The 14,213-nt window shown below is 62.3% G+C and carries 10 protein-coding genes; all 10 read left to right on the forward strand.

Annotation, left to right across the window (positions count from 1 at the left end):
- The first annotated feature begins 22 nt into the window (after nucleotides 1-22).
- The 10 genes from LUA85_RS06865 to LUA85_RS06910 all read left to right on the forward strand — a co-directional run bounded on the left by LUA85_RS06865 (nucleotide 23) and on the right by LUA85_RS06910 (nucleotide 14,180).
- Nucleotides 23-346 (forward strand): hypothetical protein, encoded by a 324-nt coding sequence (locus LUA85_RS06865; RefSeq protein WP_231468137.1) that lies wholly within the window; start codon nucleotides 23-25, stop codon nucleotides 344-346.
- Nucleotides 346-1,083 (forward strand): cellulose synthase operon protein YhjQ/BcsQ, encoded by a 738-nt coding sequence (locus LUA85_RS06870; RefSeq protein WP_231468139.1) that lies wholly within the window; start codon nucleotides 346-348, stop codon nucleotides 1,081-1,083. The genes LUA85_RS06865 and LUA85_RS06870 overlap by 1 nt, the downstream gene beginning before the upstream one ends.
- A complete protein-coding gene (gene bcsA / locus LUA85_RS06875) occupies nucleotides 1,080-5,507 on the forward strand; it encodes a UDP-forming cellulose synthase catalytic subunit (protein ID WP_256448229.1) in 4,428 nt (1,475 codons plus the stop codon). The genes LUA85_RS06870 and bcsA overlap by 4 nt, the downstream gene beginning before the upstream one ends.
- A gap of 22 nt (nucleotides 5,508-5,529) precedes the next feature.
- Nucleotides 5,530-8,928, forward strand: coding sequence for a cellulose biosynthesis protein BcsC (locus LUA85_RS06880; protein WP_231468142.1), 3,399 nt, complete (start codon nucleotides 5,530-5,532; stop codon nucleotides 8,926-8,928).
- Nucleotides 8,925-9,374, forward strand: coding sequence for a cellulose biosynthesis protein BcsD (gene bcsD, locus LUA85_RS06885; RefSeq protein ID WP_231468143.1), 450 nt, complete (start codon nucleotides 8,925-8,927; stop codon nucleotides 9,372-9,374). The genes LUA85_RS06880 and bcsD overlap by 4 nt, the downstream gene beginning before the upstream one ends.
- On the forward strand, nucleotides 9,364-10,371 hold the full coding sequence (locus tag LUA85_RS06890; protein ID WP_231468145.1) for a glycosyl hydrolase family 8: 1,008 nt from the start codon (nucleotides 9,364-9,366) through the stop codon (nucleotides 10,369-10,371). Before bcsD ends, LUA85_RS06890 begins: the two co-directional genes overlap by 11 nt.
- A 9-nt stretch (nucleotides 10,372-10,380) precedes the next feature.
- Nucleotides 10,381-10,578: a hypothetical protein gene (locus tag LUA85_RS06895; protein ID WP_231468147.1), complete on the forward strand. Its 198-nt coding sequence runs from the start codon at nucleotides 10,381-10,383 to the stop codon at nucleotides 10,576-10,578.
- Nucleotides 10,579-10,798: 220 nt separating this feature from the next.
- Nucleotides 10,799-12,145 carry a site-specific integrase gene (locus tag LUA85_RS06900; protein ID WP_231468149.1) on the forward strand — a complete coding sequence of 449 codons (1,347 nt, stop codon included), beginning with the start codon at nucleotides 10,799-10,801 and terminating at the stop codon, nucleotides 12,143-12,145.
- Nucleotides 12,146-12,300: 155 nt separating this feature from the next.
- Entirely contained in the window at nucleotides 12,301-12,735 is a 435-nt protein-coding gene (locus LUA85_RS06905; protein WP_231468152.1) for a hypothetical protein, read from the forward strand.
- Nucleotides 12,699-14,180 carry an ImmA/IrrE family metallo-endopeptidase gene (locus LUA85_RS06910; RefSeq protein WP_231468154.1) on the forward strand — a complete coding sequence of 494 codons (1,482 nt, stop codon included), beginning with the start codon at nucleotides 12,699-12,701 and terminating at the stop codon, nucleotides 14,178-14,180. Before LUA85_RS06905 ends, LUA85_RS06910 begins: the two co-directional genes overlap by 37 nt.
- Nucleotides 14,181-14,213: the final 33 nt, after the last annotated feature.

Consider the following 14,213-nt stretch of genomic DNA (forward strand, 5'->3'; position numbering starts at 1 on the left):
AGGGTTACTAAGGGCACGCCGCATGCGTACGGATATCAAGACACTGCTCGACCGGCTTGGCCGCAACGACTTTCAGTATCGCGAATTCGCGGACAGGTTTTCCGATCTCGAAACCTGGCCGATCTTCGAGGCCGTGCTGAAGGATCGCCGAGTACATCAGCATGCCGCGGTAAAGAGGCCTGAAGCCGAGGCCCGCGCCGATGATCCGGTGCAGTCGCGAGCACCGCTGGGGGCTGCTCTTGCCCGCAAATATGGTGGGCGGACGGCCGACGCATCGAGCCAGCCGCAGGACGTGCGCAGCCTCCTGGCAAAGCTTTCCACCGCTGTCGACAAAGGGGCGCTCTGATGGCTCTCGTCATGCTGCATTCGCCGCGCGGGGGCGCTGGAACGACGTTTATCACTGCCAATCTCGCAATCGGGCTGGCGCAAGCCGGGAAGCCGGTGGTCGTGCTGGATTTCTGTGATCGCAGTACGCTGGGCCTGCATTTCGGCATCGCGCAGGACACAGCCATTCCGGCGTTTGATGGACCGGCGATGGGACGAGAGTCGTTTCACGGGGTAACCTTGCTGCAAACGCGGGACATGGTCGGCCGCGGCGATTTCTTCGACGGGCTTGCCGAGGGGCATTTCGGCTTCGAAGGCGATACGCTGTATCTTGCCGATATGGGTGCCGCCGATCAGGCAGTGCGTCAGGCACTCGGCGCCTATGCAGCCTTGGACCTGTGCGTACTCACCCCGTCAGCCGAAGCGCTGGCTGCGATTCCCCCATTGCTGGCGCAGGGAGGACCGGACAGCTTCTTCGCCCTCAACAAGGTTGACGATACGCGGCGGTTCGGTCGGCATGCTGCCAGCCTTCTGCGCGAATTGCTGGGCGACCAGCTGCTTGCCGCAATCCGCAGCGACGAGGCCGTGGTGGAGGCGGCGGCCATGATGCAGCCGCTGGCGCGCCATGCTCCGGCAAGTGCGGCATTGCACGACGTCAACGCGCTGGGCGCATTGATCGCAGAACTGGCGCAGGCGCGCCAGTTGCCGATCCCTTCGGGCGAGGCGATCTTCCCCGCTGACCGGAGCAATGCTGCGTGAACGCCTTGGCTGAACGGGTCCTGCCGTGGATAAAGACTGGCAGCGTAGTGGTTGCGATGATCTTCGCCACTGCCGTCGTCGTGGGTGTGCCGCTCGATCTGCAGCAACAGTGGATGATGGCAGGCGGCACGATCATCGGCACGATGGTGCTGAGCCGCCGCAAATCGCGCAGAGCGGGCCTGACGCTGGGCATTCTCGCGATCCTCGTATCCACGCGCTACATGTTCTGGCGCACCACGCAGACGCTTTCATTCGATACCCTGCCCGAATTCCTGTTCGGTTCGGGGCTTTACCTGGCAGAACTCTACGCCTGGGTGCTGCTCCTGCTGGGCTTCCTGCAAACGAGCTGGCCGCTGGAACGCCCGGTGGTGGAGATTGCGGGCGAGCCTGCACAATGGCCGACGGTCGATGTCTATGTGCCGACCTATAACGAGAGCCTGGAGATTGTGCGCAACACGGTCTACGCGGCGATGGACATGGATTACCCGGCGGACCGTTTCCGGGTGTTCATCCTCGATGACGGTCGCCGCCCGGAATTCCGCGCTTTCGCGCGTGAAGCAGGTTGCGGCTACATCACGCGGGACAACAACCTTCACGCAAAGGCGGGCAACCTCAACGCCGCGATGAAGAAGACCGATGGCGAACTGATCGCCATCTTCGATTGCGATCACGTTCCGACGCGCCCCTTCCTGCAATTGACGGTCGGCTGGTTCCAGAAGGACCCGATGCTGGCGCTGATGCAGACGCCACACTTCTTCTATTCGCCCGATCCGGTGCAGCGCAATCTGGCCCCGGTCAGCGATATGCCGGGCGAGGGCGACCTGTTCTACAACCCGGTTCAGGACGGAAACGACCTGTGGAACGCCACGTTCTTCTGCGGATCGTGCGCGGTGATCCGCCGTGAAGCGCTGATGCAGACCAACGGCTTTGCAGGTGAGACGGTGACCGAGGACGCGCACACCGCGCTGAAGCTGCAACGCATGGGGTGGAACACCGCCTATATCTCGGCGCGGCTTTCGGCGGGCCTGGCCACTGAACGCCTTGTCGTCCATGTTGGCCAGCGCATCCGCTGGGCGCGCGGGATGACGCAGATCATGCGCATCGACAATCCGCTTACGGGCAGGGGTCTGAAGTGGCAGCAACGGCTTTGCTATCTCAATGCCATGCTGCACTTCCAGTTTCCGCTGCCGCGCATCGTGTTCCTCACCAGCCCGCTGGCATACCTGATCTTCGGGCAGAACATCATTCAGGCCTCGGCCTCGCTGATCTTCGCTTATGCTTTGCCGCATCTGTTCTGTTCGCAAGTTTCGGCAGAACGGCAGCAGGGCGGCTGGCGTCGCCCGTTCTGGGGCGAAATCTACGAAACGATCCTGGCGTTCCACCTCGTCGCGCCCACGGTGATGACGTGGTTCCAGCCACGCAAGGGCAAGTTCAACGTGACCGACAAGGGCGCGCTGCTGGACCGGACCTATTTCGATTGGGCGATCGTCAAGCCGCACCTGATCACGGTTGCGCTGATGCTGGGCGGGATTCTGCTCGCTATCGGCAAGTACCTGTTCTTTCCGTCCTATTTCAACGTCCAGATCGATACGCTGGTGCTGAACGTCGCCTGGGCCAGCTTCAGCCTGATCCTGCTGTTGGCAGCCGTATCGGTTGCGCGCGAAACCCGGCAGGCGCGGCAGGAAATCCGCGTTGCGGCACAATTGCCGGTCGAGGTCCACTTTGCTTCGGGCCATGTCGCCTATGGCAGGACGGCCGACATATCGATGGGCGGCGCGGCCATCCGCCTGCCATCGGGCGCAGCGCCTGCCGATACCGTGGCAACGCACGTGGTGCTTTCGATGGGTTCGGAAAATCTCGCCATTCCGGTCTCGGTTGTGCGGCACAAGGATCAGGCGCTGGCCGTCCGCTTCGGTACGCTGGACAACCTCGCATCGCGCCATCTGGTGCGCGCCATCATGGGGCGCAGCGATGCCTGGCAGCGGGTTGCGCCGCCAGAGCCGGTGCAAGGCCTGCGCTCTCTTCAGGATATTATCGTGATCGATTTCCAGACCGTGAAGCGGGCGTTGAGACTTAATCTTGCCGAGCGGCGCTTGGACAAAGCTGAGCGCAAAGCCGAGCGCGCTGCCGCAGAGGCCCCGAAGAAGGACGGCAAAGGCATTCCCGCGCTTGCCAAGGCCGCAGCGATCACGCTGCTGCTGGCTTCGGCGGGCCTGTCATTTGCGCCGCAGTTCGCCCACGCAGCCCCGGTCGCCGCGCCTGCCGTGGCCCGCGCGCCCACTTCTGGCGGGATCATAGCCAAGCGCTTGACGTTCAAGGACTTGCGCATCCGCAACGCCATTCGCCTGCAGGGCACGCGTGGCGAGATCAGCATTCCGTTCGGGGTGCGTCAGGATCAGGTGGTCAGCGCGGCGTCGATCACGCTGCAGGCGGCATGGTCGCCCGCGCTACTGGGTGATCGCAGCCAGCTTGTGGTGATCGTCAATGGTGAAGTGGCGCAGATCGTGCCGCTTACGCCCGAAAATTCGGGCGGGCAGGTCATCACCGTGCCGGTCAATCCGGCGCTGTTCCTGCCGGGTGACAACCAGCTCAACCTTCGGCTGATCGGCCACTATGCGCGCGATTGCGAGGACCCGTTCAGCAGTCTGCTGTGGGCGAATATCAGCAATACGCGGTCATGGCTGGACCTGACGATGCAGTCCTTGCCCAACCGCCCGGACCTTGCCCGCCTGCCTGCGCCGTTCTTCGAAAAGAGCGTCAATTCGGTGCTGCGCGTACCGTTCGTGTTTGCAGGCCAGCCAAAGCATGGCGAGCTTGAGGCCGCCGCGAGCACCGCGTCATGGCTGGGCAGCCTTGCCAGCTATCGCGGCTATGCATTCAAGCCACTGTTCGGCACGCTGCCCACTGGCAATGCGGTGGTGTTTCTCAACCGCGCAGGTGCAATGCCCGAACTGGGTCTTGCCGTCAGCGGTCCTTCGGCGGCGGTCATCACCAATCCGCGCGATCCCTTCGGCACATTGCTGGTCATCATGGGACGCGACAATGCCGAACTGCGCCTTGCCGCCGCCGCCATTGCCACGGGCAAGGGTGTGTTCGGCGGTGCGCAGATGAGCTTTGACGGCGCGCGCATCCCTTCGTGGCCGCGCTATGCCGCGCCCCGCTGGCTTTCGACCGACCGTTCGGTGAAGCTGGGCGAACTGGTTGAACCTTATGCGCTGCAAGGCATGGGCCTGCCGCCGGGGCCGCTGGCCGCGCGCTTCCAGGTTGCGCCAGACCTGTTCTTCTGGCCGCGTCAGGGTGGCGAGGTGAACTTGCGCTATCGCTATCCGGTGGCACCGTGGCTGGATCGCGATGCCTCGCGCCTCGATGTTTCGCTTAACGGGCAATACCTCAAGACCCTGCCGCTGACCGGAAGCTGGTGGGGCAGCCTGTTCGGTGGAAAGGGTGCCAGCAGCCATGATGGCAGTGCCAGCGTCATCCTGCCGCGCTATGCCCTGTTCGGCCAGAACGAACTGGTGTTCGATTACAACCTGATCATGGGCAACAAGCAGAAGTGCACCGGCATGCTGCCCGACAATGTGCGCGTTTCGGTGCTGCCGGATTCGACACTGGACCTGACGGACGCCTATCATGGGCTGGAAATGCCCGATCTGGCGCCGTTTGCGGGCGCGGGCTATCCGTTCACCGTCCGCCCCGATCTTTCCGAAACCACGGTGCTGATGGTGGGCAATCCCACGCCCGCGTCGGTCGAGGCGTTCCTGCAATTGATGGGCCGGTTCGGGGATTCGACAGGCTTGGCGGCGACCGGCGTTACCGTGACGGACCGGGTCGAACCGGGTCGTCTCAAGGATCAGGACATCCTTGTGATCGGCGGGTCGACGCTGGCGGGTGCGAAGGCCCTGTTTGCCGATGCGCCGGTGGTTTACGACGAGGGCGGTTTGCAGGTGATCCAGAAGACTGCCCTGCAATCCATCGGCGGCTTCTTCACCAACCGGCCACAGGCGGACATGGATGATGCCGCAGCAACGGTGCGCAGCACACGCGGCTTTTCGGGTATCGTCAGCTTCCGTTCGCCATTCGGCAATGATCGCACGGTCGTTGCCGTGCTGGCCGATGATGCCGGCGCACTGCCGCAACTGGTCGATGGCATGGCAGACAGCAAGATCAACGCGCAGATCCAGGGCGATCTCTCGGTCGTATCGGGCGAAGGCATGGTCAGCTATGCCGTAGGACCGACCTACTGGGTGGGCAATGTACCTTCATGGATGAAGGTGGCGTACTGGTTCAGCAAGCGGCCATTCCTGATGGCGCTGTCGATGCTGGTCCTTGCGCTGGTGCTGACCGGGCCGGTCTACCTGTTCTTCCGCCGACAAGCGCGCGCGCGTCTTTCTGCGGTGAATAACGCTGGCAACAAGGGTGAATGACATGATTGCCAGCAACAGGCGCATGAAACTTGTGCTGAAAGGCGGGCTGATGGCCGGTCTGCTTGCCGGAGCAGCCATGCCCGGCATCGCCGTGGCGCAAGTCGCGGGTGTCAAGGAACTGGTCACCCAAGCAACATACTGGCGTTCGAAAGGGCGCAACGATCTGGCAGACAAGGCGCTTCGCCGCGCACAGGCGCTGGACCCGTCGAATGCCGAGGTGAAGCGCGCCCTGTCCGGGCCAGCGCCCAAGGCGGTGGGGAAGCCCGCGGCGAAGTCTGCCCCAAAGGCAGCGCAGGTTGCACCCAAACCTGCCCCCGCAGCGGCGCGGCAGACCGCAGCAGCGCGCCCCGCAGCAAAACCCGCAGCGGCCGATACAGTTGGTCAAACCCGCGTTGCCGCTTTCGACGCGCTCGATTCCGGCGATCTGACGACCGCAGCAAAGCGGTTCGAGCGAGCGTTGGCGGCCAATCGCAACGATGGCGATGCGCTGGGCGGGCTGGGCATCGTCCGCTTGCGGCAGGAGCGTTTTGCCGAAGCGCGCGATCTGCTGGAGCGGGCATCGCGGCAGGCAGGTGCGCAACGCTGGGCCGAAGCGCTGGCCTCTGCCCGCTATTTCGGGGGCATCGCCGATGCGCGCGAGGCTCTTGCGCGGGGCTTTACCGACAAGGCGCAGGCGATTGCCGAGGATGTGGTGCGTTCCGGCTTCAAGACCCCGCAACCGGGCCTTGAACTGCTGGCGGACATTTATGAACGGCAGGGCCGCTATGCCGATGCCGCCGACCTGTTCCGGCAGGCGAGCGAAAGCGCGAGCGGCGATGCCGATGACATGCGCCTGCTCAGCCGGGCGGCGCGCGGGCGGGCTATGGCCGCGATTGCGCGCGGTGATGATTTCGGCGCCGAACAGGAGTTCCATAACGGATTGCTGATCGACCGCGACGATCCGTGGATCCGCTATGAATTCGCAAGGTTCATGATCAGCAAGGGGCGACGGGCCGAGGCGGAATCGCTGCTGGCCTCGCTGACGCAATCCAGCGATCCCGAAGCACTTTACGGCGCGGCGCTGGTCCATCTGGAACTGGGCAATCTGGTGCAGGCAGGTGCCTTGGTTGATCGGATTCCCGAAGGCCAGAGAACGCCCGCGATGCGCAACTTCGCCATTGGCGTGAAGACCGAAAGCGCTATCGCGCGGGCAAAGGCTCTTGCGGAAACGGGGCAGAAGGCCGCAGCGGTCGCGGCGCTGCGCCAGATCGGCAGCATGCCTTCACTTCCGGCGGCGCGGCGCGCACAAGTGGCCGGAGCGTTGCTCGATCTTGGTGACACGGTGACGGCGGCGAGCTTCGCGCGTTCTGCGCTCGATGGCGATATTGCCGACCTTGGCGGGTATGACGCGGTGGTGCGCGTTCTGGCCCGGACCGGGCGGGACGATCTGGCCCGACAGGCCTTGCAGAAGGCATCGGCGCTGGGCGGAGGATCATTGGAATCCCAGCAGGCACTTGGCCGGATGAATGCCGGACTGGCGGTCGCGCAGGCTGATCGCTTGCGTCTGGCCGGGCAAAATGCAGCTGCGTTCGATGTGTTGCAGGGCGCATGGGGGGCATCGCCTGACAGCCCCGAAATCCTGATGGCGCTGGCCCGCCTTTATCAAAGCGGCGGTATGGCCGCGCGTGGCGCACAGGCGTTTCAACTGGTGCTGGCCAAGGATTCCCGCAACCGCGACGCATTGCTTGGCCTTGCCGAAACCGCCCAGGCGGCGGGCGATCGTTCGCTTTCGTCCAGTGCAGCGGACAAGCTGCTGGCCGCATGGCCTGAGGATTATCAAGTCCGCCTTTCGCTGTCCCGCCTTGCGCAGCAGCGTGGCGACAAGGGTGAAGCGGTGCGGCTGCTGAAGCAGGCGCGCGAATTGTATGCGCGGCAGAATGGTGGGACGAGTACGGCAGTGATGCCGGGCGGCAATCCGTTTGCAACGGGCGGGGGCGCAGGCGATGGCAATCCCTTCCGTGCGCAGGGCGCCGCCATTGCCGCGCCGGCGCCGGTCAATCCGTTCGCACTCGGTGGCGGAACCCGGTTGCCATCCGCTGCGCCGCCACAGCAGAGCTTTGCCTATTCCCAACCGTTGGTGCCGGGAACCGTGGCGCAGGCGCCGTCTGGATGGGGTAATACGTCCGCCGCGATTGATGGTCCTGCGATGGGGTACGGCGATGCCATCCCCGCTGTTCCCGGCAGCTTCGATACGCTGGGCGTTCAGGCCGGGCCGGTCGATCCGGTCCTGGCGGGCATCCAGTCGGATATCGCGAAGTTGAGCGAGGATGCACGGCCCCGCGCCGAGTTCCAGACCGGATACCGCCAGCGCAAGGGCGAAACGGGTCTCAGTTCGCTGAACGAGCTTAAGGGTACGGCGGAAATTTCCACCGGCATAATCGGCGGGCGCCTGAAGGCGCGCGCAGAAGCGGTGGTGATCGATGCCGGGCGACCTGCGGGTTCCGGCCTTGCACGGTTCGGGAAGAATGCGACGATCGAAGCGCAGGCGATTGTCGATGAAGAGCGCGCCGCGCTGGTCGAGGCAGGCACACAGCACAATTCGGGAGTCGCGCTTTCGCTGGGGTATGAGGACGAGTTGGTGCAACTCGAAGGCGGCACCACGCCGCTGGGTATGGGGGAAACCAAGGCCACGTTCCGCGCCGCTGTAACCCCGCGCCTGTCGGAGGCGGTGACGACGAAGGCATGGGTCGAGCGCAAGCCGGTGACCGATTCGGTCGTATCCTATGCCGGAACACGAGATCCGGTAACGGGTGAGCGCTGGGGGCAGGTGATGCGCACGGGTGGCGGGGCGGGCTTTTCGTTCGACCGTGAAGGCAGCGGCGTTTACGGCGAAGTTGCCTACAGCCGCTATACCGGTACGAACGTGCGGGACAATCGCGGGATAGAGGCCAATTTCGGCGGATATCTGCGATTGCTGCGCGGCGAAAATTCGCGGCTGACCGGCGGCATCAACGCTAACTACCAGGCCTTTGACAACAACCAGAATTACTACACCTTCGGCCATGGCGGGTATTTCAGCCCGCAAAGCTTCCTCAGCATCGGCTTCCCGATCAATTATGCGCTGGAAACCCCGACGCTGGACCTGAAGGCCAATCTCACACCTGGCTTCCAGAGCTTCAGCCAGGAAGAAGCGCTGCTTTATCCCGGCGATCCCGCGCTGCAGGCCGATCTTGACAGCCTGAAGGCGCTGAACGGCGACGTGCGCGCCCGCTATGACAGCCTGAGCCGAACGGGGTTTGCCATCTCGGCGGGCGGATCTGCCTATTATCGCGTTTCTCCGTCCACGCAGGTTGGCGGAAACGTATCGTTCAGCAGTTTCGGCACATATGACGAATTCCGGTCGATGGTCGGAATACGCCAATCCATTGGGGGTACACGATGATCCAGATGCCCTTGCGGGAAACCTTTGCCACGATGCAGCCCATCGGCGCCCCGATCATGCTTTCGCTGATGGCCGCGGAATTGGCCGATGTGCTTCCAGCGCCACAGATCGGCGCTCTCGCCTTTGCGCTGGGACAGCGCGCAGCAGCGCGCGTACCGATGGCCCATGTGACTGATCTTAATGATCTTCAGCAATGCCTGAATCGTCTGTGGAGTGACCTGGGCCTCGGCTCGGCGCGTCTTTCGGTGGACGAACTGGCGATCGCGGTTGAACACGATCCGGGCACGTTGCGCCCCGATGTGCTTGACCCGGCGGCGCGGCCCGCCTTTGTCGAATTTCTGCGCGGGGCCTATCACGCCTGCTTCCAGATGCTGGGCAGCAGCGATGTCATGGTCACCAGCGCCAGGTGGAACGGACCGGTGATTGAACTCCGCCATGGCAATTGACCGCCGCAAGTTTTCACTCGGTGCCATCGCCGTGCTGACGGCCGCCTGCGCCAAGGTGCCCAAGGGGAACGCACGGGCGCACGGCGATTTCTGGTCGCAGTTCCGCGAACGCTTCATCACGCCATCGGGCCGGGTGATCGACAATGGCAATGGCAACATCAGCCACAGCGAAGGGCAGGGCTATGGCATGCTGCTTGCCGCGCTTCACGATGATCGTGCGACTTTCGACGCGCTGGCTGCGTGGACGCAGCAGACGCTGGGCCGCGAGGATATGGCGCTGCACGCGTGGAAGTACGATCCGCGCGAGCCAAACCCCGTGCCTGACCGCAACAACGCCTCAGATGGCGATATCCTGATCGCATGGGCGCTTTCGCTCGGCGGGCGAAAATGGAAGATGCGCGGTCACGTCGAACGCTCGGCACAAGTCCGCCGCGCCATCCGGCAAAAGCTGGTGGTTGAACGGGCGGGGCAGCAATTCCTGCTTCCGGGGCTTCAGGGCTTTGTCGAAGCATCGCGGATCGTGGTGAACCCCTCATATGTGGTCTGGCCTGCGCTCGATCACTTCCGCAAGGTGGATGGCGATGGTCCATGGGCCACGTTGATCGATGATAGTGCGCGGTTCCTGGCATCCGCGCGGTTCGGTGCATTCAGTCTGCCGACCGATTGGGTTGATGTTTCCGACAACGGCAATCTGGCGCCTGCGCGCGACAAGCCTGCGCGCTTCGGCTTCGATGCCGTCCGTGTGCCGCTTTACGCCATGGCAGGGCATCGTCGTGCGCTGGCCGAACCTGCGCTGTCATGGTGGCAGTCTCATGCAGGCGGCGGGCAGGCCGTACCCGCGTGGATCGATGTGAATTCCGGGGAACTCGCTCCGTATGGGCTGTCACAGGGCGGCATGGCGGTGGTTGCTGCAGGGCTGGGGCGGGCTACGCCTGCGGAACTTTCTACCGACTATTATGCGGCAGTCCTGCAATTGCTGGTGGCGTCCATCCTTTGAGCGCAGACAATGCCGCCAGTGCCCGATGATGAGCGCTTGCAACGCAAATGCAGCGGCGCTGAATCGGCCCGGTTTTTCAACCAGTCCATGGTGATGGACGAAATGGTGAAATTCTACCGTGCAGGACAAGCGCAACGTCTCGAAAATGCCCGTCGATGTTACGTGGTGATCGGGGTGCCGGTATCGTTTTTCGACAAAACGCCTTAATCAGCGCTACGTAATTGAGAGAATGGTGGACGCACTTGGGCTCGAACCAAGGACCCGCTGATTAAGAGGACCTTTTCGGGCCTTTTCGGGAGTTTTCTGTTCTACGCCATAACTCTCTAAGTCATTGATATTGATAAGATGCTATCCGAACAGCGTAACCTGTGTTACGCTGCACTCGTCATTAAACCGATTACGTGGCGATTACGCAGGATTGATCTCAATGGCTAATCAGCGGCTCACCAAAACGGCTGTCGACGCTATCCCGACACCGGTTGGCAAGGATTTCTTCGTTTGGGATACAGAGCTTCGTGGGTTCGGTGTTCGCACGACACCCAGGGGCGTAAAATCGTTCGTCCTTCAATATCGCTTGAAGGGGAGACCCGCCAAGCGGATGACCATTGGGGGCTTCGGGAACCCCTGGACTGTCGAGACAGCCCGGAAGGAAGCGGAGCGCCGCCTCATCAAAATCCGTCAGGGAATAGACCCACAGGCGGAGGCTCAAGAACAGGTCGAGCAGGAGCAACGCCAGAAGGAGCTGGAGGCAGAGCGCATTCGTGCCGAGGCGCAGGCCGCCCTCCTGACCGAGAAGTTCGCCTTCGCAAACTACGCCGATGTGTTTCGCGACCAGTATCTGAAGATTCATTGGGTCGACACCTGGAAGGATGCCGAAGGCGTTTTGAAAGCGGTCAAACCGCATTTCAACAAGGTGGTCCACGACATCACGCGGGCCGATGTTGTAGAGGTCCTCGAGCGGTACAATGACCGGCCAGGAAGGAAGAAGGTTGTGCACTCGGTGTTGCGCAAGTTCTTCAACTGGTCTGTCGATCGTGGCGATCTGGACCGTTCGCCGATCGACCGGATGAAAGCGCCAAAACCTGTGCCGGCGCGGCGCCGTGTACTCGCCGCCGAGGAGATCATCGCGCTTTGGCAGGCAAGCGCTGACTTGGGCCCCCTGTGGCGTCCATATCTGCGGTTGCTGTTGTGCACGCTCGCCCGACGGGAAGAAGTGGCCAACATGGACTGGTCGGAGGTTGATTTGACAGGGGCGGTTTGGGAACTGCCTGAAGAGCGTGCCAAAAACAACCGGACACACCGCATTCCGCTCAATGCGCTCGCGCAGGCAGAGCTGCGGACGTTGGCTGTAGCTGCCAAAGGCCTGGTGTTCACCACGACGGGAGAAACTGGCGTTTCGGGCTTTTCAAAGATGAAGAAGGCTCTCGACGAAAAGATGCTTCAGATCCTCAAGGATCGGGCCGAGAAGCGTGGCGACGATCCCGAGACGGTCATGCTCATGCCATGGAGAATCCACGACCTTCGCCGAACCGGGGCGACCAATCTCCAGGCACTGGGGGTTCCGATCGAGGTAACCGAGGCAGTGCTCAATCACATCAGCGGAACGACCTCCGGAATCGCCGGCGTTTACAACCTCTATCGTTATGAACCTGAAAAGCGGGTTGCTTTGGAAAAATGGTCCAAGCAGCTTTCGTTTCTGCTTCGGGATTCAGTAGGTCAATCTTCCAGAGATGAAATGCGCGAGGGGGAGCATCCGAAAAGTGCTCAAGCTTGAGATGGGGCCAGCGTGTCTGGAGGACGGGCGTGCGGGTAATGAGAAGTGCGCATAAGTGACGATCACAGTATTGGCTCTCTCGATCAGAGGTATTTTTTGCCGCGTGCCCGCCTTTGGGATATAGAAGCGCGCACTTTTAAGGGACCGGGCGCTCAGTGACGCAACAGGAAGAAGCAGAGGGCGAGCCGAAACCTTTGCGCCAGTATGAAAAAGGCGTCGATCGAGCCAAGCATGTCGGTCTGACGGATAAGCCCGAGATCGTTTTTGTGAACGGCGTGTCCAAGCACGCGATGGGCAAGTGTCCTCGCGGAATTCGAGACGCATTGAAAGTGCAGCTCTTGAATGAGGCGCTGCCGGCCGCAAACGGAGATCGCGAGGTCGATTATCCGAAGCGCCTTCATGTTGTTCACGAAGGCGTCATTTACCGCGCCGAAACGACGACTGCGGGACGGTCCTATCATGCCTTTCCGTATGCGGGAAAGCTTGGAAAGGGGGTGATTGCCGCCCTAGGCGCAATGGCTGACACCAAGTCGTGCCGCAAAGAATTCGACAAATGGGTGGCGAAGTTTATAACGGCGCACGGAAAATGATAGAGAGAATTCCCTTCCGGCTGGAGCTTGCTCCAACGAGCGAGCATACGCCGCTCTTGCGCGCGATGTCGGTCGTGGCTCACGGTGAGCCGTTATGGCCTGTCGCTGGCGATCCCGAGCATTCCGTCGAGATTCAGCTGGACGATCTGTTTGCACATCTGACTGAATTCTGGAAACCGCTGCTTTTACGCCAGACATACCCATTTGCCCTAGCGCCGTCGCGGCCCAGCTTGCTAGCCAGTGAAGCCGCAAAGCACTGGGCCAACGCGCCGCAAGAGCAGGTCGACGAAGAAGCAAGCGAGCTTGATAGTTTCGAAGAGGCTCACAACATCGCCCTTGCGTTCGGAGGCCTATTCGACCTCCCGCCGTTATGGCTGGTCCGGGAGGGCGAGGAGGTGCTTTGCGACAGCGGTCGCAGTCTGGCTCGTGTTCCATTTGGCGTTTTTCAAGCGGAACTCGAGCGCGTCGGCAACGCGATAGCGCGCGACTTGCTGGCCGTCGATTCTGATAAATTCGGTGCCATCGTGCAGGCGTGGGAAGCGCGTGGCAAGGCAACTGAGGTCAATCTGGTCTCTTGGTCGGCAAGCCTGGAGGCAAGCGTTGCCGAGATGCTGATTGCGAAAGGTCTGATTGCTCCGCCCGCCAGCCTGGATGAGGCGGCGAACGACGATGACGAGCTGTTGATCGCAGCGCGTGTCGCTGGAGCTCTTCCCACAGACTTGATCGTCGAGATCCTGGGTGTTGCGCGGCAGTTCGAGCGTCGAGACGCTCCTGAACTCGATGCAATCTCGGCCGATGCCGCAGACTTTCTCGCAGGTTGCCAAGATTATGAGCCATTTGCTCAGGGTGAAGCGCTTGCAGATTTTGTCCGCGAGCGATCTGGCCTCAGCGCAAGTGAACCAATCGATGTCTTTGCTTTCACACAGGCGTTAGGCATCGAAGTGCAGGTAGCTGCAGTAGGGCCCAGCACATTTGACGGCCTGGCAATCGCCGGCCCGCGATATGGGCCCGGCGCTTTCATCAACCGGGCAAGCGGCCGCATACGCGACAAGGATGCCGAGGATCTGCGTTCTGACCCCGGCGCGCGGGTGACACTGGCGCACGAGCTGTGTCATCAGCTCGTCGACCGCGAGCACTCCCTAAGCGCGGTCGAAGTGCTTCGCAGCCGCATGCCGTCAAGAATCGAATCTCGGGCGCGTGCATTCGCCGGTCAGTTCCTGCTGCCCAGCGTTACCGCTGCGCAGATCTGGGACAGCGCCGGCTCGCCGGTTGACCGTTCAGGCCTCCAGGATGTGCTTCAGGCGCTGGTGGACCACTATGGCGTCTCGTTCAGTGTGGCGTCGTGGAAATTGCAGCACGGCGCTCGCTGGGCTGTCGAGAATATGAGTGGCGAGACGTTCCGTTCGCTGCGCGCCATGCTGGACATCATTGCTGCCTACCGTTGATCGGCTGCTTGTTGGAGCCGCGCGGCTAGGATA

It is taken from the genome of Novosphingobium sp. CECT 9465, from assembly GCF_920987055.1.
In the GTDB taxonomy this organism is placed as follows: Bacteria; Pseudomonadota; Alphaproteobacteria; order Sphingomonadales; family Sphingomonadaceae; genus Novosphingobium.

Excerpts from the sequence above, each read along its gene's own strand:
- LUA85_RS06865 (WP_231468137.1), top strand. The coding sequence starts at position 23 with ATGCGTACGGATATCAAGACACTGCTCGACCGGCTTGGCCGCAACGAC.
- LUA85_RS06870 (WP_231468139.1), top strand. The coding sequence starts at position 346 with ATGGCTCTCGTCATGCTGCATTCGCCGCGCGGGGGCGCTGGAACGACG.
- LUA85_RS06880 (WP_231468142.1), top strand. The coding sequence starts at position 5,530 with ATGAAACTTGTGCTGAAAGGCGGGCTGATGGCCGGTCTGCTTGCCGGA.
- bcsD (WP_231468143.1), top strand. The coding sequence starts at position 8,925 with ATGATCCAGATGCCCTTGCGGGAAACCTTTGCCACGATGCAGCCCATC.
- LUA85_RS06890 (WP_231468145.1), top strand. The coding sequence starts at position 9,364 with ATGGCAATTGACCGCCGCAAGTTTTCACTCGGTGCCATCGCCGTGCTG.
- LUA85_RS06895 (WP_231468147.1), top strand. The coding sequence starts at position 10,381 with ATGCCGCCAGTGCCCGATGATGAGCGCTTGCAACGCAAATGCAGCGGC.
- LUA85_RS06900 (WP_231468149.1), top strand. The coding sequence starts at position 10,799 with ATGGCTAATCAGCGGCTCACCAAAACGGCTGTCGACGCTATCCCGACA.
- LUA85_RS06910 (WP_231468154.1), top strand. The coding sequence starts at position 12,699 with ATGGGTGGCGAAGTTTATAACGGCGCACGGAAAATGATAGAGAGAATT.